This window comes from Arthrobacter sp. ISL-28 (assembly GCF_018613875.1).
In the GTDB taxonomy this organism is placed as follows: Bacteria; Actinomycetota; Actinomycetes; order Actinomycetales; family Micrococcaceae; genus Arthrobacter.
In genome coordinates this window covers 34,733-56,086 of record NZ_JAGGPJ010000036.1, presented here as the reverse complement: position 1 = coordinate 56,086, position 21,354 = coordinate 34,733, and the positions used below count along the sequence as shown (strand labels likewise).

The window sequence follows — 21,354 nt, the reverse complement described above, 5'->3', positions numbered from 1 at the left end:
ATTGTCCTTTCGAAATCATGCTGTGCCGCCGGCGCACAAAAGACCGCCGTCAAGCGTGATGATCTGGCCGGTGATCCAGGCCGCGTCGGAGGATGCGAGGAAGGCCACGGCGGCGGCAATGTCAGCCGGTACGCCGAGCCGGCGAAGGGGATATTGGGCAGCGACTTCGGCTTCCTTGCCTTCGTAGAGTGCTTTGGCGAACTGTGTTTTGACGACCGCCGGAGCAACCGCATTGACACGGATGTCCGGTCCCAGTTCAACGGCCAGGGTGCGGGTCAGCTGCGCGATCGCGGCTTTACTTATGCCGTACATGCCAATGCCGGGGGACGGCGTCTGCCCGGTAATGGAAGACAGATTAATCACTGAACCGCCGTGCTTGGAGAAGTCCAGGCCTTCGTACTGGTAGGCGTCCTGGATCCATGCGAGCGTGGCTAGGACATTGACTTCCATGATCTTCCGAGCAGCACCCAGGTCAAGGTTCATAAGCGGGCCGTAGGCAGGGTTTATGCCGGCGTTGTTCACCAGGGTGTCCAGCCGGCCGAACTCGCGGGCTACTGTTTCCAGCACCTCTCGCCGATGGTCGGCATCGTCGGCCTTTCCGGCCACCGGCACGACCGATCCTTCCGGAAAGGCCGCTGCAGCCTCTTCCAGGGGGCCTTTGTTCCGGGCCGTTATACAGACCCTGGCGCCTTCGGCCACGAGACGTTCGGCGATCGCGAGGCCGATGCCCCGGCTTGCACCGGTGACAATGGCAGTTGTCCCCTGAAGTTTTCCGGCCGAAGCGCTTTCCGGGACATGCGCGTTGCGCCCGACACCGCCGGAGGTCGTGAATTCAGTCATGGTGCGCCTTTCAACAGGGCCTGGGCGGTCGGATCCGTTTGGGTCCGGGAGGACAACCCGGAAAAAGATTTACCGAGCAAACGATTGGTAGATCCAGCTTTGAGCACTAAACTTGAACTGTCAAGGTGGTTTTTTACATTATTACGGGCGGAGCAGCACGGAACGGCCGGATGCAGGGCGGGGGGCGTGCGGGGGCCCCGGATGGCAGCCGCGGAGTGAAGTTTTCGGTTTCCACGTGGCGGGACTATCAAGAGTCCGTCCTGCCTCCGTTGCTGCAATCGGCGCAGGAGTGCTTCGTCCAGCACGGATACCACGGAACAACGACCAGGACCCTTGCCTCGCGTTCAGGCTTGTCCGTTGCCGGCCTCTATCACCACTACCCGTCCGAGCAGGCGATTCTGGTGGCCATCATGCAGCGGGCGATGGAGGACCTTTACCTCCGGAGCCAGGGGGCATTGGCAGAAGCAGGAGATCGCGTCGAAGACCAGCTCCGGCTGCACATCGAGTGCCTCGTTCTCTTCCACGCCTACCGAAGCGATCTGGCGTTCATTGCGGCCAGCGAAATCCGCAGCCTGGAAGAAGAGGCCCGTGCAGCGCACATTGCCGCTCGCGACCGGCAGCAGATCATGCTCGACGGCATTGTAGGAAGGGGGGTCTCGGAGGGGTTTTTCAGCACAGAATTCCCCAAGGAAACCAGCCGGGCCCTGGTCACGATGTGTACCGATGTCTCGCAGTGGTACAACAACGCAGGCCAGCTGAAGCCCGAGGCTCTTGCCCTCCGGTATATCGCCATTGCCCTCAGCTCCCTGGGGCTGGTCCGCCCCTAACGCAGATTGTGGTGATGCACCACGTGCACAGCCGCTGCCCGGCGTCGGTGGCGGCCGGCACCTCGTAGGTGGTGGGGGTCCGCCGGAGCGGACGGGTGACCGTGATGGTCCCCCGCGGCACCTTGCAAGAGAACCGGGGTATCGAGATTTACCATCCGATCGTGAATGTGCGGTTGAAGCGCCGGACCTTGCCGCGGGTCCGGGGCGGCCGCATTTCGGGTGCTGCCCCGGCGCTCCCTCCCCGGAAGAACAAGGGGAGCCCCGAGGCATCGCACCGGACATGCGGCTGCATGCAGAGCCCGATTACCGCAACGAGCGGCGCTGCTTCACTCTCCGTCAAATACCGCTACGAGACGGCCCGTGACCTCGCCGCGTTTGAGGCGGTCAAGGCCGTCAGGGATGTCATCGAACCCGATCTCGGCAGCCCGGACGGTGAGCTCACCGGATGCCATCAGGTCAATGACCTCCTGCAGGTGCTGCGGGTTGCCCCTCACCGTGGATCCCCGCAGTTGGATTGCACGCGAGACAAGATCGACCGAATTGAACGTCACCTCGGCCTTGCCGAGGCCGACAAGCACCACGATGCCGTCAGCCCTGACGGCGCGGATCGCTCCGGACGTCGTCGTTCCGAAGCCCGCGAAATCGATCACGACGTCCAGGTCCATCCCCTCGAGTGCCGAAACATCCTCGAAAACCTCCGTGACGCCGTTCGCCCGGGCATCGTCCCATGACGACTGCTTTGGCTCCACGCCGTAAACCGTCGCACCCAAAAGGACGGCGATGCGGGCTCCCGTCATGCCTAGGCCGCCGAGGCCGACGATACCCACCCGGTCCCCGGCTTTGACCTCTCCATGAACCTTGACCCCGGTATAGGAGGTGAGGCCGGCATCCGTCGCCGCAGCGGCCTGCGACCAGCTCAAACCCTCGGGCAGGCGCACAAGCCTCTGGGCGGTCACCAGGATGTACTCGGCGTAGGCGCCGTCCCGGCTTACGCCAGGAGCGTCATCACCGGAGATTGCACTCGCCACGGCGTCCCCGACCGAGTAGCCCAGGACACTCTCGCCGACTTCGCTGATGATGCCGGATGCCTCATGGCCCAGGATGACCGGCAGCGGGATGGCAAGGGGAATCACTCCCTCGATGTAGCCGACATCGCTGTGGCAGAGCCCTGAGGCCTTGACCTTCACGACGACCTGACCGGGGCCCGCCTTCGGGACCGGCACTTCCGCTTTGCGCAGCGAGCCGTGTACCTCGTCAAGCAGCCATGCCTTCATATCATTCAGCCTTCCATTTTTGCGGCACCGGCATCAAAGGATGACAGCGTTGTTTGTTTACCAGGGTATCCAGCCGGCCGAAGTGGCCGGCTACTGTTCCAAGGCGTTTGCCTTGGCAAGACGGGGGCTATGCGGCGAACACGAAGATGGCCTGGAGCACGCAGGCCGGTTTTTCCGCTCCCTCGATCTCCACGGTGACGTCTATCCTTGCCTGCACTGCGGATCCCTTGGGCGTCGCTGCTGCCAGACTCGCGGTCGCGCGGATCCGCGAATCCACGAGCACGGGCGATGGGAACCGCACTGCGTCGGCGCCGTAGTTAATTCCCAGAGTCAGCCCTTCGACGCTGTAAATATCGCTCAAAAGCTGCGAAACCAACGAGACCGTGAGATAGCCGTGCGCGATTGTGCGCCCAAAGGGGCCACTAGCGGCTTTGACTGGGTCGGTGTGGACCCACTGGCAATCCCCGGTCGCCTCGGCAAACCGGTCGATCTTCTCCTGGTCGATACGCACCCACTCACTTACCCCCAGGGCTTCGCCTTCTGCAGCAGTGAACTCTTCCAGACTCTTGAATACTCGCATGCTTGGTCTCCTATGTTATCGGTGGGCTGATTGGTGGACAGCGCGGATCAAATTCCGACTCGCGTACAGGTGCGAGCTATGCCGCAAGGGAAGGGAAAGTGCTGCGGTTAAATACGTGAAGCCCTTCATGGACGCAGATGCTCTCCGGGCACAGGCCACGGACGGCTCTGGTACACCGGCGGACGCTTCCTGGGCGGCCGGCTTCCGGGCCCGGGAGGCCGGGCGTGCGGAGGGAAGACAGGGTTCCCCGGCGGCCAATCGCACCACGATGGTGCCGGCATCCACCGGCGCAGGAGTGCTGGAAGAAAGTTCTGCTGGAGAGGACCGACTCGATAGCTTTCTCTGGCATGAGTTTGCTCCTGTTTCATAATGCCGGTGGCGACAGTACGGCGTTTCACCGCGGACCGGCAACGGAAGTGACATGGCCGCTAACCGCCCCGAGGCAGCTTCCGGAACGGGCCGCAGAACCTGCCCGGGCAAGGAACAAACCATGGCCACCTTCACTGCAGACTCCATTCTTGTTCTCGCCGGATCCGCCCACGGCGGATCCGCGCCAAGCGCCGCTGCACGGCGGAGCGGCAATGATCGTGAGCATAGCCGATCACAAGGAAAAATAAAACAACCGTTTGGTTTGGTTACCATGCCGCGCTGCCCTCCCGCTTGGAGGCAAACCCGGACAGCAGCACGCCGGGCAGGCGTGAAAAGCGCGGAGGGCTCTCCCGGTGGGGTCCCGGAATGATGCAGCCTCCTGCACAAACTAGGAAGTGCAAGTATTCCGTGTGAAAATTATGCGTGGGGTCGGTTTACGAGAGTGCGGAGTGAATGTGTCTGGATCTGTTCCACTGCCAATGGACCCCATCGCGGAAGCACGGCGTCACTGGCAGGAGCGCGGATGGTTGGAGGCTGCCGAGGGCATGGCAGCGGTGACGTCCATCATGCGGACCCAGCAGATCCTACTGGCCCGCATCGAGACAGTCTTGAAGCCGCATGGACTGACGTTCGCTCGCTTTGAACTGCTGGCCCTGCTCAGTTTCACCAGGGAGGGGGCCCTGCCCATGGCCAAGGCCAGTGCCCGCCTGCAGGTGCATCCGACCAGCGTCACCAACAGCGTGGACCGGCTGGAGCGCGCCGGGCTTGTCATGCGCGCCGCCCATCCCGCCGACGGCCGGACCAAGCTGGTGGAAATCACCCCGCAGGGACGAGCCGCGGTGGAACAGGCCACGCTGGAGTTGAACGCCCAGGTGTTCACGAGTCCCGGTTTCAGCGCGCCGGAAGTGGACGGCCTGAACCAGGTGCTGGGCCGGTTCCGCCACGAGGCGGGCGATTTCGTGGAGACGCGTTTCGCGATCTAGTTATACTGCCCGGGGACGTTGCCTGGGTGGAGGTGATGACTGGCTGGACCTTGACCCAAAGTCCCACGCCAATGCCGCTTTGGCTCCCCGCCAACGGTTAAGCATCGCGCGTCTCATCGTGGATCACGGCTGGCCGGTGTCCCGGGCAGTTCAAGCTCCTGACCTGCGGCCAGACGGCGGTTGCCCGTGCAGGCCCGCTTCCGGTGCTTTCCCGACTCCGGCGCTGCCTGCTTCGCGGGGCTGCCCTCCGGGGGTACGGCGGATGGGGCACCCACAACGTTGCGGCAGGGGATGGCCCGGGTGACCATCCTATGCCCGGCCGCAAACCGGGGTCACCCCCGGTTCCTTTACAGAGACCGCTGTTCCGCGCCGTTGTAGGCACGGAGCGGGCGGACCGGTGAGTCCGGATCGGACTGTTCCATAATGTGCGCGGGCCAGCCGGTGATCTTGCCGGCGACGGACAGCGGGGTGGACATCTGCGGCCTTTGCGCTCACCGGCACTGAACTTGGCGGGCTGGGCCGGGTCAGGCAGTTCACCGTTTCGGAGCAGATAGGCGACGTCCCCGAAAAATGGGGTTGGCTTCACCCGGTGGTTGGGCGCATGTACGTATCTCGCTACCGCAGGGTTCCCAGGATCGGGATGCTCGGATACCCGGGTACCCAGAGGCATGGTTCCGTGACGGGTACGTCGATGTCGTGGCCCTGTGAGCGCAGGTACACCACATGGCTGGCTGTTTCGGAGACCGCTAGGCGCAGCGAGAAGGCCTGCAGGGATGCCCAGCCCCGTGACCAGGTCAGGTGCCGGGCGATGTCCCAGACGGTGCCGGGCCGGTGGCTGTCCAGGACCCGCAGGACCTCGGCGGAGCGGTCGCGGTTGTGGACGGTGAGCTGCGCGGCCCGGCGCTGCATGCCGCGGAACCGGTACTCGTGGGCCGGGCAGACCTCCATCTGGTCCTCGAACGCGATCAGGTCCAGGGACTGGTAGTAGTCCGCCAGCGGGTTGGCCAGCCCCGGCAGCTCCAGGGCTATGTGCGGGGAGATGCGCGGCAGGACATGGTCGCCGCTGAAGATCAGGCCGTGGGGCTCATCGACCAGGCAGATATGCCCCGGTGAATGCCCGGGGGTGGTGACCACCTGCAGGTTGAGCCCTTTCCCGGGCACTAGGCTGCCGTCGGTGAGCCGCAGGTCCGGATCCGCGAGGTTCAGCAGATGGGTGAGGCTGGACTGGCTCATGGCCACCTCGGCCAGCCGGTCCGCCGGCACGCCCCAGAGCGTCAGTTCCTCGCGGTGCATGTGCAGGACAAGGTCAAGGTCCTCACCGGCGCTGAGCCGGGGCACTTCCTTATCGCCCAGGGCCACCCACGCCCCGGATACCGTTCGCAGACGGGCGGCCATGCCCAGATGGTCCGGGTGGAAGTGGGTGGCGAGGATGCCCGTCAGGTCCGTCAGGCCAAGGCCCGCCTGCCGCAGGCCGGCGGTCAGATGATCCATGCCGGCGTCACTGTCCCAGCCCGGGTCGACCAGGACCGCGTCACCGTCGCCCAGGAGCAGGTAGCTCAGGGTGTAGCGCATGGGATTGCCCGGGAACGGGACGGGGATGGACCACACGCCACCGCCAATATGTTCTACCGGCGGCAGCACCTTGTTCTGCCACGCTTCCTTTTGGGCGTGGCCGGTCAGGGTAATCGGCGGCAGGCTCATCAGTTCCTTTCAGATACGTACAACAGGGGAGGGCCTTAGCGGGGTCCGGTCCTTTCACGCTGGCCTCGTGCGCGCGGGTCCGATTGGCTGCATCTGCTCTCCTCCGGGTGGATGACGGGCACGGAAGGGACGGGTGCGAGGTGCTCACGATGTAAGAGTTCACCGGGCATCTTCTGGCCGGGGTGCGCTCTGTTGACGGACTTCGGCTGCCTCTGCCGCCGTCCCGGAAGCGGCGTGTCCGTCCCATCGTGAACGCGGATAGAGGCTGGTCCAGATCTCAAACCCGCAAGCGGCATCGATGAATTTCCGCTGGAATGCCCCCTCGGGGGCAATCCATAGGCCGGATGCGTCAGGCATTGCGGCATCAACCAACCCAGCGTGGTACACCTCGCCATCGAGCCGGACCTCGACGGTCTCGCCGGTGAGGGACTGCCATTGGTCGGTGCGATACATGCCGGCATGACTTACGCTCTGGGACTCCATGGTCACCGTCTTCCTCTTCTAATTGTCGGTACTTTGCAGGCAGGGCGCTTCTGTCCAACCAGGACCTGTCTGGCCGGAGAAACCTGCCTAGAAGGAATGCTCCGGGCCGGGGAACTGCCCGGAGCGCACGTCCTGGGCGTAGGCCTTCGCGGCATCGCCAAGCGTGGTCCGCAGGTCCGCGTACTGCTTGACGAACTTGGCCATCTTCCCGCCGCGCAGCCCGGCCATGTCCTGCCACACCAGCACCTGCCCGGTGGTGGCATTCCCGGCCCCGATCCCGATGGTGGGAACCTCGACGGCGGCGTCCACGGCCGCGGCCGCTTCGGCCGGGACCATTTCCATCAGCACACAGAACGCGCCGGCGCCGGCCAAGGCCTTGGCGTCCTCGATCAGCCCTTGGGCGTCCTCCCCGCGGCCCTGGACCCGGTAGCCGCCCAGGGAATGCTCGCTCTGGGGGGTGAAGCCGATGTGCGCCATCACCGGGATCCCGGCCTGCACCATGGCCTGCACGGTGCCGGCATAGAAGCTGCCGCCCTCGATTTTCACCGCGTGCGCCAGGCCCTCCTTGAGGAACCGCACGCCCGTGGCGACGGCCTGCTGGGCGGAGACCTCGTAGCTGCCGAACGGCAGGTCCGCGACCACCAGCGCGCGCCGGGCCGAACGCGCCACCGCCCGGCACAGCGGCAGCAGCTCCTCCACCGTCACCGGCAGGCTGGTTTCGTTGCCGAAGACGTTGTTGGAGGCCGAATCGCCGACCAGCAGGACCTCGATCCCGGCCTGGTCGAAGATCTCCGCGGTGTACTGGTCGTACGCGGTGAGCATGGCGAAGCGCTCCCCGCGGAGCTTCGCGTCGCGCAGGTCGTGGGTGCGGATTTTCGCCGCAGGCTTCCCGGGCGCGCCGAAGGCTGTGCCTGCGCCTGCTGCCGGGCCGTTGCCGTACGGGGCAGCAACTTCTGCGGACGTGCTCGGATCAGGGCTGGTGCTTGTGGACATGGTCAGGTCTCCGGGGAGTTGTGCAGCGCGAAGGGCGGGCGCATCAGCCCGGGACTGATGGCTTCGGCGGGGTCATTGCCGCGCCGGACAATCGTGTTGTGCCGGTCCACGTGGACCACTGTAGGGTCGAAGTTCCGGGCCTCATCTGCGCTCATCTGGGCATAGGTGATGAGGATGATGGTGTCGTTCTCGTGGACCAGGTGCGCGGCGGCCCCGTTGACGCCGATCACGCCGGAGCCGCGTTTCCCGGCAATGGTGTAGGTCTCCAGGCGTGCGCCGTTGGTGACGTCCACGATCGCCACGAGCTCCCCGGGCAGGATGTCGGCCGCGTCCAGCAGGTCCAGGTCCACCGTGACAGAGCCGACGTAGTGCAGGTCTGCGTGGGTGACGGTGGCCCGGTGGATTTTGGACTTGAACATGGTACGGGTCATAAGGTGCCTGGCCATTACATACCCCGGGAGGGCCCGGCGGCGCGGTATACGGGCGAGGGACGGCGCGGTGCGGCCGCGGTGCGGGTGCTGATCGCCTGAAAGAGGCGGTCAGTGACTGCCTCTATTGCCCCGGTGCCGTCGACGCTGGCCAAGATGCCGGGCTTGGCGTACTCCGACACCACGGCTTCTGTCTGCTCGTGGTACAGGCCAAGGCGGCGGCGGATGACGTGCCGGGTGTCGTCGGTGCGTCCTGCTGCCCTGGCGCGGCCAAGAAGCCGTGCGGTGAGTTCTTCACGGTCCGCTGCCAGTTCCAGCACCATGTCCAGGCCCTGGCCTTGGGCGTCAAGGATCTTATCCAGGTAGTCGGTCTGGGCGGCCGTGCGGGGGTATCCGTCCAGCAGGAAGCCGTTTTGGGTGTCGTTGCCGCTGAGGCGCTCGTGGACCATGTTGTTGGTGGCACCGTCCGGGACGAAGCCGCCGGCGTCGATGTATTTCCTGGCCTCAAGGCCCAGCGGCGTCCCGTCCTTGACGTTGGCGCGGAAGATCTCGCCGGTGGAGATGGCGAGGACACCCAGGCGTTCGGAAATCCGTGCGGCCTGCGTTCCCTTGCCCGAACCAGGGGGCCCGATAACCAGCATTTTCATTCAAATCCCTCTTGCTGTCATTGTTTCGTACCATTCAATCCGGGTGGAAAGACAGGGATCCGGCACGGCCCCTCACTGCAGGCCTATGCCGGGCGGACCCCGCCATTCCAGCGGAAATCCGGCTCCCGTTTTGCGAGAAAAGCTCCGATACCTTCTTCCGGTTCCCCGCTGGCTGCCATCTGGTCCTGCCAGTAGCCGCTGATGGCCGGGACGGCCGGATCGTTCACGGCGATGGCGTCGATGATCTGCTTCATAGCCTGGGTGGAGAGCTGGGAGCGGGTGGTGAGCCGGGCGGCGAATTCCTGGATTTCGTCCCGGAACCCGTCCGCGGGGACCACGCGGGCGAGCAGGCCAAGACCGTGCGCTTGGGCGGCGGTGATGAAATCGCCCGTGAGCAGCAGGTATTTTGCGGTAGCGGGCCCGGCAAGGCGGACGAGGCGCTCGATGCCCGAAAGCGGGTAGACGATGCCGACCTTGGCGGGGGTGATGCCGAAGGTCGCGGTCTCGGCTGCGATGCGGATGTCACATGCGCCGGCGATCTGCCAGGCCCCACCGATGCAGTAGCCCTCGATTGCGGCGATGGTGGGTTTGGGGAAGGCGGCCAGGGCCTTCTCGGCGGCGGTGACGTGGCCGCCGTCGTGCGCCCCGCTGGCCGGGTCGCGCAGGATGGCTTTCAGGTCGGAAATGTCGGCGCCCGCGGAGAAGTTCCCGCCCGCGCCGCGCACCACGACCACCTTCACGCCCGGGTCCGCGCCCAGGCGTTCCAGCAGGGGCGCGAACTGCTGCCACATATCCTGGTTCAGCGCATTGCGGCGCTTCGGATTATCGATCACGATGCTCGCCACCGCGCCGGCGTGTTCGACCCGCAGTGCCGCTGTCATGGTTTCCTGCGCTGGCCCGGTCATGCCCGGACCCTGTCGGGGGCGGGTGTTTCGCGCACGATGCCGGTGGCGAGGAGTTTTTCGATCTGGTCGGGAGTCAGGGCGAGGTCTTCCAGGATCTTGCGGGTGTCTTCGCCCAGGGCGGGAGGGGCCTTGCGGACCGGTGTTGGTTCGCCGTTGACGGAGAGCGGGCCGCGCAGCAGGGGCAGTTCGGTGCCGTCGTGGCGGTTCATGGTGCGGATCATGTCCAGTGCCTGGACCTGGGGGTCGGCGAAGGCTTGGGCGTAGGTGTGGATCGGGCCGCAGGGGATTTTCGCGGCGCGGAAGGCTTCCAGCCATTCCAATCCGGGGCGGGCGGTGAGGAGTTCCTCCAAGCGCCGGGCGAGGGCTTTGCGGTTTGTTGAGCGGTCCCGTCCGGTGAGGTAGTCCGGGTCCTGGGCCAGGGCCGGATCCCCCGTAAGGGCGCAGAGCTGGAGCCATTGTTTGTCGTTGCCGACGGAGATGATGACCGGGATGTCGGCGGTTTTGAAGACTCCATAGGGTGCCAGGACCGGGTGGTCGTTGCCCTGGGGGACGGGGATCTCGCCGTTGCTGAGGTAGCGCTGGCCCTGGAACGCCGAGAGTGCCAGGGCTGATTCCAGCAGCGAGGTCGAGATGTCCAGTCCCGCGCCGGTGCGGGTGCGGCCGGTAAGGGCTGCGGCGATGCCGTAGGCGGTGAAGATCCCGGCGCACATGTCCACGATCGGGACGCCGAAGCGGTACATGTGCTCGGCGTCTTCGCCTGTGACGGACATGAGTCCGGACATGCCCTGGGCGACTTGGTCCAGTCCGGCGGTGCGGGCCAGGGGCCCGGTGGTGCCGAACCCGGTAACGGAAGCGATGATCAGTCCGGGGTTCGCGGCGCGCAGTTCTTCGGGGTCCAGCCCCATCGTCACCAGGACTCCGGGGCGGAAGTTTTCGATCAAAACGTCCGCTTCCAGGGCCAGTTTGCGCAGCAGGTCCTTGCCTTCGGGGGTGTAGAAGTCCACGGCGGCGGAGGACTTGCCGCGGTTGACGGAGTCGAAGTAGAGGCTGTGTTCGTTTTCGAACGGGGGCCAGGACCGGGACGAGTCCCCGCCCTTAACGGACTCGACCTTGATTACGGCTGCTCCCAGGTCTGCCAGCAGCGCTGTAGCGTAGGGGCCGGCGAGGGCGCGGGTGAGGTCCAGCACGGTGGTTCCGGCCAGCGGGCCCGTCGGCGTTGTTGTCGTGTCCATGGTCAGCCCCTGAGCTTGACGTTGATCTGCTTGGTCTGGGTGAACCCGGCCAGCATGCCCTCCAGGGAGACCTCGCGGCCGATGCCGGACTGCTTATAGCCGCCGTAGGACTGGCCCACCAGCTGCCCGCCGCCCTGGTTGACCTGCACCCAGCCGGCCTCGACCCGGTGCGCGGTGTTCAGCGCGTTGTCCAGGTTGCGGCTCCAGACGTAGGCTGCCAGGCCGTAATGCGAATCATTGGCCATGGCAACCACCTCATCGATGTCCTTCCAGCGGATCGCGGCCAGGACGGGTCCGAAGATCTCCTCCTGCGCCAGCCTGAAGTCGTTACGGACACCTCCGAACACGGTCGGCAGGTGGTAGTAGCCCTCCGTCAGCGGCCCCTCGGCCGGTGCCGAACCGCCGAGGGCGACGTGGAGCCTCGGGTCGTTGCGGCCCTCATCGAGGTAGGCGGAAATCTGGCGGTGCTGGCTGGCATTGATGATCGCGCCCATATCGGTCGCCTCATCCAGGGGGTCTCCGACCTTGAGCGCGCCGAGTTTGGCCACGAGGCGTTCGAGCACCTCGTCGTAGATGTCCTCGTGCAGGAACAACCGGGATCCGGCGGTGCAGCTCTGGCCCTGCCGGGTGAACCGTGAGGCGGCCAGCAGCCCGTCGATCAGCTCGTCATCGACTGCGTCGGGGAACACGATGGAAGGGTTCTTGCCGCCGAGTTCCAGGGACACATGAGCCAGCCGCTCCCCGGCCTGACGGGCAACGCCGCGTCCGACCTCGGTGGACCCGGTGAAGGAGACCTTGTCCACGCCCGGATGGGTGGACAACGCCTGACCGATCACGCTGCCGCGGCCCGTCAGTGCGTTCAGGACCCCGGCCGGCAGGTGCCGGTTGCAGATTTCGGCCAGCAGCAGGATCGTCAGCGGCGCGTCGTCGGCGGCCTTGAGGATCACGGTGTTGCCGGCCGCCAGCGCCGCGGGGATCTTGAACCCGGCGATCATCAGCGGCGAATTCCAGGGCAGGATGGCCGCGACGACGCCGAGAGGTTCCAGCCGGGTGTACTGCAGCTGGTTATCCCCGGCCGGCAACGTAGTGCCCTTGACCTCGCCGGCGATACCGGCGAAGTAGCGGAAAAGCGCCACTAATGTGGCGACTTCGGGGCGGGCCTGGGTGCGCAGGGCGTTCCCGGTGTCCAGTGCGGTCAGCCGGGCGAACTCCTCCGCCCGGACCTCGATGTCGTCCGCGATTCTTGCCAGCGCCCGGGCGCGTTCGGTGAAGTGCACCGCCCGCCAGCCCGGGAACGCCCGCCGTGCCGCCGCGACGGCGCGTTCGACGTCGTCAACTCCCGCGGAGGGCACCAGGGCGATCACCTGCCCGCGGACGGCCGGGTTCTTCACCTCGCGCCACTCACGGGTGCGCGCCTCGGTCCATGCGCCATCGATCCACATCAGTTGTTCGAACCCGTCCAGGATGGCACCGGTCCGAGGGTCAACACTTACTTCGGTCATGGTTCCTCGTTTTCACAAAAGGGGTGAACGGCTCGGTTCTTGCGGGCGGGCCGTTACGGCTGGGTCAGCGGTGGGTGAATTCCGGGGGGCGCTTCTCGATGAAGGCAGCCATGCCTTCTTTCTGGTCAGCGGTGGCCCAGCAGGAGTGGTTCAGGCGGCGCTCGAAATGCACGCCTTCGGCCAGGGTCATCTCGTAGGCGGCGTTGACGGCTTCCTTGGCCAGCAGCGCGATCGGTTTGGACATGCCCGCGATCGCCGCGGCGGTCGTCATGGCGTCCTCCATCAGCCCGGCGGCCGGGACGACCCGGGCCACGAGCCCGGCACGCTCGGCTTCGGCTGCGCCCATGGTCCGGCCAGTAAGAACCATCTCCATGGCCTTGGACTTTCCGATCGCCCGGGTCAGGCGCTGGGAGCCGCCCATGCCCGGAATCACGCCGAGCCTGATTTCGGGTTGTCCGAACTTGGCGTTGTCCGCGGCGATGATGAAGTCACAAATCATGGCCAGTTCGCAGCCTCCGCCGAGAGCGTGGCCGGCGACGGCGGCTATCAGCGGGGTGCGGACCCTCGCCAGCTCATCCCAGGCCGCGAAATAGTTCTGGGTGTACATGTCCATGTAGCTGCGCGGTGCCATTTCCTTGATGTCCGCCCCGGCGGCGAAGGCGCGGTCCGAGCCGGTGATGATGATCGCCCCGATCTCCGGGTCCGCATCAAACTCGCGGGCCGCGGCGAGCACCTCGTTTCCCAGTTGGACGTTGAGGGCGTTCAGCGCCTCCGGCCGGTTGAGCGTGATGGTCCCGACGCGTCCTTCCTGCTTGACCAGGATGGTCTGGAAGGCGCTCATGCCAGTGCCTCCACTGCCGGGGCCTCCACGCCTGAGGCGGCCCGGATCTCGGTGATGATGCCGGAGAAGTCCCGGCCGGCGCCTTCGCCCTGCGCGAAGTTCCGGTAGATCTCCTCGGCCAGGGAACCGAGCCGGGCCTGGACCCCGGTTGATTCAAGGGCCTGGACAGCCAGGCCGAGGTCCTTGGCCATCAGCGCGCCGGCGAAACCGGGCTGATAGTCGCGGTTCGCGGGACTCGCCGGCACCGGTCCGGGGACCGGGCAGTTGGTGGTCAATGCCCAGCACTGACCGGACGCGGCCGAAGCGACATCGAACAATGCCTCATTCGACAGGCCCAGCTTCTCGCCCAGGACGAAGGCCTCCGACACGGCAATCATCGAGATTCCGAGGATCATGTTGTTGCAGACCTTCGCGGCTTGCCCGACGCCGGGTCCGCCGCAATGCACGATCCGGCCACCCATCGCGGCCAGGACCGGTTCCGCGTCTGCGAAGTCCTCCGCGCTGCCGCCGGCCATAAAGGTCAGCGTGCCGTTCACCGCCCCGCCCACACCTCCCGAGACGGGGGCGTCCAGGCTCCGGTGCCCGGCCGCGGCGGCCAGTGCGTGGGCGGCCCGCGCGTCCTCCACCGCGATGGTGGAGCACTCCAGGAACAACGAACCGGGCTTGGCGGCGGCCAGCAGCCCGTTCTGGCCCTGGTAGGCGGCGAGCACGTGGCGTCCCGCCGGGAGCATGGTGATGACGACGTCGGCGCCGGCCGCGGCCGCGGCGGAGGACTCCGCCACCTGGATGCCCTGCGTGCGGGCCTGCTCCAGCGCCTCGGGCGCCAGATCGAAACCGGACACGAGGTGGCCGGCCTTGACCAGGTTCGCGGCCATCGGGCCGCCCATGTGGCCCAGGCCGATGAAAGCTATCTTCTTACCCATCAAAAACTCCTTTTTCCTCGCGCAATGGTGCTGGGCAGTGGTGGTGCGCCGTTGTGGCTCGTGCGGTTCGTGGCGTTCAGACGCTCGTGCCGGAATCAACCGTGGCCAGGCGCAGTTCGCGCGGCCCCAAATCGGTGAAGTAGCTGGCAACGTCGGCGGCCGAGACCGCCTCCAGCGTGTCCGGTGCCCACTGCGGCTTGCGGTCTTTGTCGATCACCTGGGCCCTGATCCCCTCGGCCAGGTCTGGTGCGGAGAGGCAGCGCAGCGACACCCGGTATTCCTGCTCCAGGGTTTCGGCCAGGTTTCCGGAGGTCCGGGCGCGGCGCAGCGATTCCAGCGTCAGCTTCAGCGCCGTGGGTGACTTCGCCAGGATGGACTCCGCGGCGGCCTGCGCGGCGGGAACCCCCGAGGCGCGCAGCGCGCCGACGATCTCCTCGACCGCGTCGAAGGCGTAGCACCCGTCGATCCAGGACCTTTCCGCGGCCAGGGCCGACGGCGGGAAGGAGCCCCCGCTGGGGGCCTGCACGGCTTCGGCCGCCCGGCTCACGGCCAGGTTCCTGATCAGGGCAGGAATTGCGCTGCTGTCCACGAAGTAGTCGGCAAGGCCCAGGGCGATCGCGTCGGCCCCGGAGAGGGTGGCGGCGGTGAGCGCGGCGTGGGTGCCGAGTTCGCCGGGGGCGCGTGAGAGCAGGTAGGTGCCGCCGACGTCGGGGACGAAGCCGATGGAAGTTTCCGGCATGCCGACCTTGGTGCGCTCCGTCACCACCCGCAGCGAGCCGTGGGCCGAGACCCCGACGCCGCCACCTAGCACCAGGCCGTCCATGACGGCGACGTAGGGTTTCGGGTAGTTCGCGATCCGGGCGTTGAGCCGGTACTCGTCGGCCCAGAAGCGCTCGGTCCCGGTCCCGTGGTTCACCGCGTCCCGGTGGATCGCCACAATGTCCCCGCCGGCGCACAGTCCGCGCTCCCCCGCACCGGTGAGCAGGACCGTCGCGACGGTCTCGTCGTGTTCCCAGTCGTCCAGGGCGGCGGCGATCTGTGTGACCATGGGGTGGGTGAGGGCGTTGATGGCCTTGGGCCGGTTCAGGATGATGTGTCCCAGGTGGCCGTCCCGGCGCAGCAAGATGTCATCGTTGTCCATGGCTAGGCCCCCGCCAGAATACGACCGACGACCAGGCGCATGATCTCGTTGCTGCCTTCGAGGATCTGGTGGACCCGCAGGTCGCGGGCGATCTTCTCCAGTCCGTACTCGGACAGGTAGCCATAGCCGCCGTGGAGCTGGATCGCGCTGTTGGCGACGTTGAACCCTGCATCCGTGGCGACCTGCTTTGCCATGGCGCAGAGCTTCATGGCGTCGGGCGATCCGCGGTCCAGCGCGTCCGCTGCCCGCCAGAGCAGCGTCCGGGCGGTCACGAGCTCGGTTTCCATGTCGGCCAGCTGGAACAGCAGGGATTGCTGGTTGATCAGCGGGCCGCCGAACGCCTGGCGTTCCTTGAGGTAGGCCACCGATTTGTCCAGGGCGGTCTGGCCGCCGCCCAGGGAACAGGCCCCCATGTTGATCCGGCCCCCGTTGAGGCCCTTCATCGCGATTCCGAAGCCGCTGCCTTCCTCGCCCAGGCGGTTGGTAACCGGAACCCTGACGTTCTCGAAGACCACTTGGCGGGTCGGCTGGGCGTTCCACCCCATTTTTTTCTCGTTGGCACCGAACGACAGGCCCGGGGTGTTCGCCGGGACCACGATCGCCGTGATGCCGCGGTTTCCGGTGTCGGCCGTGCGGGCCATCACAATGTAGAAGCTGGAAGACCCCGCGCCGGAGATGAACTGCTTGACGCCGTTAAGCACGTAGTCGTCACCGTCGCGCGCCGCCTTGGTGCTCAGCGCCGCAGCATCGGAGCCGGCACCCGGCTCGGTAAGGCAGTAGCTGCCCAGCGCCTCCATCGAGGCCAGCTGCGGCACCCACTGTGCGCGCTGCTCATCGTTGCCGAACGTATCGATCATCCACACCACCATGTTGTGGATGGAGATGTAGGCGGCGATCGTCGGATCGGCCTTGGCGAGTTCCTCGAAGATCATCACCGCGTCGCTGCGTGTGAGTCCGGAGCCGCCGAACTTTTCCCGGACGTAGATGCCGCCCATGCCCAGCGCGCCGGCTTCGGCCAGCACATCCACCGGGAAATGCTTCGTCTCGTCCCACTTCGCGGCGTGCGGGGCCAGCGCCCCGGTGGCGAAGTCCCGCACCATCGCAACCAGCGCCTGCTGGTCCTCGTTAAGTTCAAACATGGGGGTCCTGTCGAAGATGTGGATTCTGGTCTCAATATAGTAGGAAGTCCTACTAATTACTAGGACCTCCTACTATTTTTCTGGTGATCCCGGATTACGGGCCCGCGGGGTCCGGGCCTCCCGCGGTTACTTGCTGACTTTGCCGGTGAGGGAGGCGATCGGGCGCAGGAACAGCGGCCGGGCCAGGAACCAGGCGGCGACCATGACGGCCAGTGAAGCGGCGAAGATCCAGAACCCGGTCCAGCCGGCGCCGTCGTGGGAGGCGTACATGTGGTTCAGGTTGCGCAGCGCACCGGTGGTGAACACGAGCGCCACGTGGGTGATGACGAAGCAGACGAAGTACAGCATGACCGGGAAGTGGATGGCCCGGGCCACCTCGATGGGGTAGATCCGGCTCAGCGTCGTGACGTTCTTGGGCCAGGCCCCCGACATGCGCAGGCCGGTGGCCAGGGCCAGGGGCGCGGCGATGAAGACGATGGAGAAGTAGGCCAGCACCTGCAGGGAGTTGTAGTTGATCCAGCCGTTTTCGGTGGGCCAGTTAAGGGAGGCGTATTGGAGGGCGGCGGACGCGGCGTTGGGAAGGACGTCCCAGCTGGTCGGCACGATCCGCATCCATTGCCCGGTGGCCAGCAGCAGGATGATGAAGATGATGCCGTTGAGCACCCACAGCGCGTCCAGGCTCAGGTGGAACCAGAGGTTGAGGCTGATCTTGGCCGGTTTACCCTGGGTCCTGATCAAACCGGTGTTGTTCCGGGTCCAGTGCTCCTTGGGCCTGGCTGTGGTGCGCACCAGCCAGCCGGAACGGATGATCAGCACCAGGAAGAACGCGTTGAGGAAGTGCTGCCAGCCCAGCCAGGCCGGCAGGCCCGTCGGGGCGGCGGCGGGCAGGTCGACGTGTCCCGGGTAGGTGGCCAGGAAGTCCTGGACGGCCGGGAGCGTCCGCATCCATTGGGCGATGAGCACGGCAGCTGCCAGTGCCGCCACGGTTATGGCGACCGCCACGGCCAGTCTGGCCCGTTGGTTCCCGGGCTTGGTTGCCGGGTTCTTGGAAGTCGTCGACATGACGGGTTGTCCTTTTCCTGGGTGCGGGGCCGCTTCGGCCGGAGCGGCTAGTTGGAGCGGGCCTGGATCGCTTCGATCAGCTGGGGGACGACGGTGAACACATCGCCTACAATGCCGAAGTCGGCGACGTCGAAGATGGGGGCGTCCTCGTCCTTGTTGATGGCCACGATGGTCTTGGCGGTCTGCATGCCGGCCCGGTGCTGGATGGCTCCGGAGATCCCCAACGCCACGTACAGCTGCGGGGACACGGTGATGCCGGTCTGGCCGACCTGGGAGCTTTGTTCGATGTAGCCGGCGTCCACGGCGGCCCGGGAGGCGCCGACGGCGGCGCCGAGCGCGTCGGCGAGCTGCTCGACGAGCACGAAGTTCTCCTTGGAGCCCAGGCCGCGCCCGCCGGAGACCACGGTGGCGGCCCCGCGCAGCGCCGGCCGTCCCGACCCGGACCCGGCGGGGTGCACCGCGTCGATCCTGGCGGCGTTCCCGGCGTAGATGTCCAGCGCGACGGTCGTGACCGACGGGGTCGCCGCGGGGGCGCGCTCATCGAGGGCGCCCTGGCGCAGGGTGATGACCGCCGGTCTGGACTGCACGGTCGCTTCAACGGTGTAGGCGCCGCCGAAGACCGAATGGACGCCGACGGCGGACCCGTCCCCGGCCGCCCGGACGTCCACGACGTCGGCCAGCAGCCCGGCGCCAGTGCGGACCGCAAACCGGGCCGCGGCCTCGCGGCTTTCGACCGAGTTCGCCACGACAACGGCGGAGGGTTCCAGCGCCCGGGCCGCGGACGTGAGCGCCTCGACCTGGGCGGCCGCCAGCAGTTCGCCCACCTGTGCGCTCTCGGCCAGATAGACCTGCTGCGCGCCCAGGGTGCCCAGCTGCGCCACCAGGGCGGCGCCGGTTCCGGGCTGCGTTGCCACCACGGCCACGGGCGTGCCAAGCTTTGCGGCCGCGGCAATCAGGCCCGGGGCGCTGGTGGCGAGGGCGCCCGCGGGCGAAAGTTCAATCAGTGCCAGTACATTGGCCATGTCAGTCTCCTCGAATCAGATCAGGCGGCCGGCGGCCAGGAACCCGGCGAGCTCGGCGGCCGCGGTTCCGTCGTCGACGATTTTCTTCCCGGCAGTGCGTGCCGGCCGCTCGGAAATGGTGAGCACCGTGGAAATGCCGCTTCCCGCGCCGGCATCCAGGCCCAGATCCGCCAGGGTCAGCGTGGCCAGGGGCTTGCGCTTGGCGGTCATGATGCCCTTGAAGTTCGGGAAGCGGGCCTCGGCGGACCGCTCGGTCACCGACACGATGGCCGGCAGCGCCGCGCTCACGGCCAGGCTCCCAGCCTCCACGCTGACCTCCCCGGAGACTGTTTCCGCGGTGAGCTCCACGGTATTGAGCGAGGAAAGCAGCGGCAGCCCGAGGTGCTCGGCCACCATGGCCGGCACCACACCGCCGCGGCCGTCGGTCGATTCGTTGCCGGCGAGGACCAGGTCAAAGCCGGTCCGCTGCACGGCAGCGGCCAGGACGGCGGCCGTCACCGCGATATCGGCGCCCTTCAGGCGCTCGTCCACCACATGCACCGCGGAGTCCGCCCCCATGGACAGGGCCTTGCGCAGGGCCTGCACCGCGGCGGCCGGCCCCAGGGTCAGCACCACAATCTCGCTGCCCTTGTTCGCATCCTTGTAGCGCAGCGCCACCTCAAGGGCGCGTTCGTTGATTTCGTCGGCGACGCTCTCGCTTCCGTCGCGGTCAAGCAGTCCCGTCGCGGGGTCGAGCCTGCGCTCCTCCTCGGTGTCGGGCACCTGCTTCACCAGAACAGTGATCTTCACGGGATTTTCCTCCTGCTGGGGACTTCGAATGGAACGCTGGGGACAAACTTACTAGGAAGTCCAACTAAATACTAGGGCTTCCTAGTAAGTTAGTTGGACTCCCCCTTGCGGTGCGCAGGCCGCCGCGGGGGCAGAACCGGGCTCTTGGCCGGGCCCCTGCGTCGCCTCGCCCCGGAAGGGCCGGCGGCCTTACGGTCCGACAGTGGACGGCTGCCCTTTGCGCAGTCACCGGGACAGGACGGAGACCACGCAGGCATTTCCGTCGACGCCGCCGGCTCCGCCGCCCATCGTCTCAAGCAGGCCCAAGGAGGCGCCCTTGACCTGGCGGGCACCCGCATCCCCCCGCAGCTGCCAGACGATTTCTGCGAGCTGCGCCGTGCCGGTCGCGCCCAGTGGATGGCCACGGGACAACAACCCTCCCGAGGGGTTCACCGGCTGGGCGCCGGACAATGATGTCCAGCCCGACTCGACCAGTTCCCCGCCGCGCCCCACCGGGGCCATTCCGAGCGCTTCGGTAGTGACGATCTCACCGATGGTGAATGCGTCATGCACCTCGAGAACGTTGATGTCGCCGATCCCGACGCCGGCTTTCTGGTATGCCAGCGCGGCAGTGTCGCGGATCAGCTCGAAACCCCACACATTCTCGCTTCGGTGGTCCCACGCCTGGCCGGTGGCCATCGAACTGGACATCACCTCAATGTCCCGTGAGGTGCGGCGCCGGCTTCCGAGAACCGCTGCGCCCGCCCCATCGGAAATGGCACAGCACTGCAGGAGGGTGAGCGGGTCTGAAATCATGGGCGAGGCGAGGACCTGTTCGATGGAGACATGACGGCCGTGCTGGGCCCGCGGGTTCATGGTGCCATTTGCATGGTTCTTGACTGAGACAGCCGCCAGCTGGGCATCTGTCACTCCGTGGACCTGCTGGTACCGGGTCGCGCCCATGGCATAAAGCGCCGGCAGCCCCAGCCCGGCGCGTCCCTCCGGGTCCCGTTGCTCTACAGGAATCGCTCCCGAGAACCGGGAGGTGAGGTGTTCGACCCCGACAACGAGGACGGTTTCATAGCGTCCCTGGTCGATGGCCACCGTGGCCTCGTGAAAGGCCTGGGTGGAGCTGGCGCAGGCATTCTCGTAGATCGAGATGGGAAGCCCTGAGATGCCCATCCGGTGAAGGCTGCGCTGGGCTATCCCTGGCTCGCCGAAACAGGTCCCCACGAATACCGCATCGACCGATTCGACCCCGGCGTCCCTGAGGGCCTCGGTGACAGCCGTCCAGACCAGCTGGTTGGTGCTGAGTTCGGGCTGCTTGCCGAACATGGAGGTGCCGACGCCCCAGACAGATGCGCTCATGTTGAAACTCCCAGTTCTCTTACCACGACATCGCCCTCGGCCGATTCGCCGACGAGTTCCACCCGCCGGCCCACGTCAAGCCGACCCGTCGAACCGGCCACATGGGCCAGGATCCGCGGGCCCTCGTCAAGATCAACATAGGCCAGGCTCCAGGGCGGGACCCGGCCGTCCAGAGGGACACGGAAAACAGTCGATGACCATACGGCACCCCCGGGGCCGAACTCCGCAGCCTGCAGCTGCCCGTGGCACAACGGACACCAGGGTGCGGGGAGCCCGACCGGATGGCGGCACTCGGTGCACCTGAATCCGGCGATTGTCGCCGACGG

At 66.6% G+C, this 21,354-nt stretch carries 23 protein-coding genes; 2 read left to right on the top strand and 21 right to left on the bottom strand.

The window, feature by feature from the left end:
• Window positions 1-15 precede the first annotated feature (15 nt).
• A complete protein-coding gene (locus J7E80_RS20805) occupies window positions 16-840 on the bottom strand; it encodes an SDR family oxidoreductase (RefSeq protein ID WP_215054115.1) in 825 nt (274 codons plus the stop codon).
• 125 nt (window positions 841-965) lie between these two features.
• Between J7E80_RS20805 and J7E80_RS20800 the strand changes: the two genes are divergently transcribed.
• Window positions 966-1,667 (top strand): TetR/AcrR family transcriptional regulator, encoded by a 702-nt coding sequence (locus J7E80_RS20800; RefSeq protein WP_215054114.1) that lies wholly within the window; start codon window positions 966-968, stop codon window positions 1,665-1,667.
• 326 nt (window positions 1,668-1,993) lie between these two features.
• On the opposite strand, the gene J7E80_RS20795 is transcribed toward J7E80_RS20800, so the two are convergent.
• Complete coding sequence (locus J7E80_RS20795; RefSeq protein ID WP_215054113.1) at window positions 1,994-2,941, bottom strand: zinc-binding dehydrogenase; 948 nt, start codon at window positions 2,939-2,941, stop codon at window positions 1,994-1,996.
• A gap of 127 nt (window positions 2,942-3,068) precedes the next feature.
• Window positions 3,069-3,521 carry a MaoC family dehydratase gene (locus J7E80_RS20790; protein WP_215054112.1) on the bottom strand — a complete coding sequence of 151 codons (453 nt, stop codon included), beginning with the start codon at window positions 3,519-3,521 and terminating at the stop codon, window positions 3,069-3,071.
• Window positions 3,522-4,369: 848 nt separating this feature from the next.
• Here J7E80_RS20790 and J7E80_RS20785 point away from each other — a divergent pair.
• The gene (locus J7E80_RS20785) at window positions 4,370-4,873 is read left to right on the top strand and encodes a MarR family winged helix-turn-helix transcriptional regulator (RefSeq protein ID WP_251037183.1); all 504 of its coding nucleotides are present in this window, start codon (window positions 4,370-4,372) and stop codon (window positions 4,871-4,873) included.
• Between the two features lie 347 nt (window positions 4,874-5,220).
• On the opposite strand, the gene J7E80_RS24035 is transcribed toward J7E80_RS20785, so the two are convergent.
• The 18 genes from J7E80_RS24035 to J7E80_RS24755 all read right to left on the bottom strand — a co-directional run bounded on the left by J7E80_RS24035 (window position 5,221) and on the right by J7E80_RS24755 (window position 21,279).
• Window positions 5,221-5,349, bottom strand: coding sequence for a hypothetical protein (locus tag J7E80_RS24035; protein WP_311380901.1), 129 nt, complete (start codon window positions 5,347-5,349; stop codon window positions 5,221-5,223).
• Window positions 5,350-5,488: 139 nt separating this feature from the next.
• Complete coding sequence (locus J7E80_RS20780) at window positions 5,489-6,574, bottom strand: MBL fold metallo-hydrolase (RefSeq protein WP_251037170.1); 1,086 nt, start codon at window positions 6,572-6,574, stop codon at window positions 5,489-5,491.
• A 159-nt stretch (window positions 6,575-6,733) separates the two neighbouring features.
• Window positions 6,734-7,057: a hypothetical protein gene (locus tag J7E80_RS20775; RefSeq protein WP_215054111.1), complete on the bottom strand. Its 324-nt coding sequence runs from the start codon at window positions 7,055-7,057 to the stop codon at window positions 6,734-6,736.
• Window positions 7,058-7,144: 87 nt separating this feature from the next.
• On the bottom strand, window positions 7,145-8,050 hold the full coding sequence (gene panB / locus J7E80_RS20770; protein WP_215054110.1) for a 3-methyl-2-oxobutanoate hydroxymethyltransferase: 906 nt from the start codon (window positions 8,048-8,050) through the stop codon (window positions 7,145-7,147).
• A 2-nt stretch (window positions 8,051-8,052) separates the two neighbouring features.
• Complete coding sequence (panD, locus tag J7E80_RS20765; protein WP_215054109.1) at window positions 8,053-8,481, bottom strand: aspartate 1-decarboxylase; 429 nt, start codon at window positions 8,479-8,481, stop codon at window positions 8,053-8,055.
• 14 nt (window positions 8,482-8,495) lie between these two features.
• Window positions 8,496-9,119, bottom strand: coding sequence for an adenylate kinase (locus J7E80_RS20760; RefSeq protein ID WP_215054131.1), 624 nt, complete (start codon window positions 9,117-9,119; stop codon window positions 8,496-8,498).
• An 89-nt stretch (window positions 9,120-9,208) separates the two neighbouring features.
• Complete coding sequence (locus J7E80_RS20755; protein ID WP_215054108.1) at window positions 9,209-10,030, bottom strand: enoyl-CoA hydratase/isomerase family protein; 822 nt, start codon at window positions 10,028-10,030, stop codon at window positions 9,209-9,211.
• Window positions 10,027-11,262, bottom strand: a complete 1,236-nt coding sequence (locus tag J7E80_RS20750) for a CaiB/BaiF CoA-transferase family protein (protein ID WP_215054107.1) — start codon at window positions 11,260-11,262, stop codon at window positions 10,027-10,029. Before J7E80_RS20750 ends, J7E80_RS20755 begins: the two co-directional genes overlap by 4 nt.
• Window positions 11,263-11,264: 2 nt before the next feature.
• Complete coding sequence (locus J7E80_RS20745) at window positions 11,265-12,764, bottom strand: aldehyde dehydrogenase family protein (protein ID WP_215054106.1); 1,500 nt, start codon at window positions 12,762-12,764, stop codon at window positions 11,265-11,267.
• 64 nt (window positions 12,765-12,828) lie between these two features.
• Entirely contained in the window at window positions 12,829-13,605 is a 777-nt protein-coding gene (locus J7E80_RS20740; RefSeq protein WP_215054105.1) for an enoyl-CoA hydratase, read from the bottom strand.
• Window positions 13,602-14,528: a 3-hydroxyisobutyrate dehydrogenase gene (gene mmsB, locus J7E80_RS20735; protein WP_215054104.1), complete on the bottom strand. Its 927-nt coding sequence runs from the start codon at window positions 14,526-14,528 to the stop codon at window positions 13,602-13,604. The genes J7E80_RS20740 and mmsB overlap by 4 nt, the downstream gene beginning before the upstream one ends.
• A 76-nt stretch (window positions 14,529-14,604) precedes the next feature.
• Window positions 14,605-15,669, bottom strand: coding sequence for an enoyl-CoA hydratase/isomerase family protein (locus tag J7E80_RS20730; protein WP_215054103.1), 1,065 nt, complete (start codon window positions 15,667-15,669; stop codon window positions 14,605-14,607).
• Between the two features lie 2 nt (window positions 15,670-15,671).
• The gene (locus J7E80_RS20725) at window positions 15,672-16,808 is read right to left on the bottom strand and encodes an acyl-CoA dehydrogenase family protein (protein ID WP_215054102.1); all 1,137 of its coding nucleotides are present in this window, start codon (window positions 16,806-16,808) and stop codon (window positions 15,672-15,674) included.
• 126 nt (window positions 16,809-16,934) lie between these two features.
• A complete protein-coding gene (locus tag J7E80_RS20720) occupies window positions 16,935-17,870 on the bottom strand; it encodes a cytochrome b/b6 domain-containing protein (protein WP_215054101.1) in 936 nt (311 codons plus the stop codon).
• A gap of 47 nt (window positions 17,871-17,917) precedes the next feature.
• Window positions 17,918-18,892, bottom strand: coding sequence for an electron transfer flavoprotein subunit alpha/FixB family protein (locus tag J7E80_RS20715; RefSeq protein WP_215054100.1), 975 nt, complete (start codon window positions 18,890-18,892; stop codon window positions 17,918-17,920).
• Between the two features lie 15 nt (window positions 18,893-18,907).
• Entirely contained in the window at window positions 18,908-19,681 is a 774-nt protein-coding gene (locus J7E80_RS20710; RefSeq protein WP_215054099.1) for an electron transfer flavoprotein subunit beta/FixA family protein, read from the bottom strand.
• A 225-nt stretch (window positions 19,682-19,906) separates the two neighbouring features.
• Window positions 19,907-21,028: a thiolase family protein gene (locus J7E80_RS20705; protein WP_215054098.1), complete on the bottom strand. Its 1,122-nt coding sequence runs from the start codon at window positions 21,026-21,028 to the stop codon at window positions 19,907-19,909.
• Window positions 21,025-21,279, bottom strand: coding sequence for an OB-fold domain-containing protein (locus J7E80_RS24755; protein WP_396020825.1), 255 nt, complete (start codon window positions 21,277-21,279; stop codon window positions 21,025-21,027). Before J7E80_RS24755 ends, J7E80_RS20705 begins: the two co-directional genes overlap by 4 nt.
• Window positions 21,280-21,354 lie beyond the last annotated feature (75 nt).